Annotated in this window: 2 protein-coding genes; both read right to left on the minus strand. The window is 36.9% G+C overall.

Annotation, left to right across the window (positions count from 1 at the left end; genetic code table 11):
* Positions 1 to 528 (minus strand): orotate phosphoribosyltransferase-like protein (locus tag AMDU4_RS13590; RefSeq protein WP_021788503.1); only part of this gene is annotated, 528 nt, incomplete at its 3' end.
* Entirely contained in the window at positions 525 to 950 is a 426-nt protein-coding gene (locus AMDU4_RS13595; protein ID WP_021786872.1) for an HIT family protein, read from the minus strand. The genes AMDU4_RS13595 and AMDU4_RS13590, both read right to left, overlap by 4 nt.
* Between the last annotated feature and the right edge of the window lie 148 nt (positions 951 to 1098).

Genomic DNA, 1098 nt, shown 5'->3' on the forward strand with positions numbered 1-1098 from the left:
ATCTGAACTTATTTTGGAAACAAGAACAACGCATAGTATTACTTCTCCTCCCTGGTTCCGTACATCGTCTATTGTCCGTTTCATTGTTTCTCCTGTACTGATAACATCATCTATTATGACAATTTTTTTACCCTTTACGCCGGCAAAGTTGCTGCTAAACATACCCTCTTTCCTGGATGGGTGTGGCCTGTATACGATTAATTCTCTCTCCAGTAGATCTGATAGCATCGTTGCGTAGGGTATTCCGTTTATGGTTATTCCCATTATGGATGTTACATTATCCATGGATACATCTTCCATTATTATATCTCCCATTATCTCGGCTATTTTCTCTATTCTGTTTCCATATACGCCTATGCTGCGCCATCCGATCTTTGTATCTGAAATCCGATTTCCTTTAAGATCCTTGCTCAGAAGCCATGTTATAGTATTTACAGAAAGATGCAGCTCTGTTGATATTTCCTTATCGGACATGCCCTTATTCTTCAATTCCAATGCTCTATTATATAATTCCTCAAGACTTTTCATAATTCTACCTCTTTAATGCCTGCCCTAATCCTGGTTGCAATGATTTCAAGGTCATCAATACGGGCAGTTTCTCTTTCCCAGTTTATCTTTTTCCTGTAATACCTGGGTATTATATGTACATGATAATGCATTACCATCTGATTTGCAACCCTGCCATTGTTCTGGCCTATATTGAGCCCGTCTGTTTTCAGCGTTTCCCTTATGGCTATTGCTATACGTTTTACTGCCAGCTGGAGTTCAAGGTATATATCCTTATCAACATCATATATATTTTCATAATGGTTTCTGGGTATTACAAGAACATGGCCTTCTTCTATGGGTGCATTATCCATAAATGCGAGTATGTTTGAATTTCCGTAGACAAATGCCGCATTTCCCTTATTTGCTATTTCCCTGCAGAAAACACATGTTTCATCGTACATTTAAAGTATATTGTATACAGTATAAAAAATATTTTCGTTTGCCAGTCCATGATTCAGTAAATATTTAAATTATACTAATATAATCCTGAATGAAACATATAAAAGTCATCGGCAGCATAAATATGGATATTATTCTGTCCTCAGCCAG

The sequence above is a fragment of the Ferroplasma sp. Type II genome, from assembly GCF_000496155.1.

Coding starts and splice junctions, on each gene's coding strand:
- AMDU4_RS13595 (WP_021786872.1), bottom strand. CDS start 950: ATGTACGATGAAACATGTGTTTTCTGCAGGGAAATAGCAAATAAGGGA.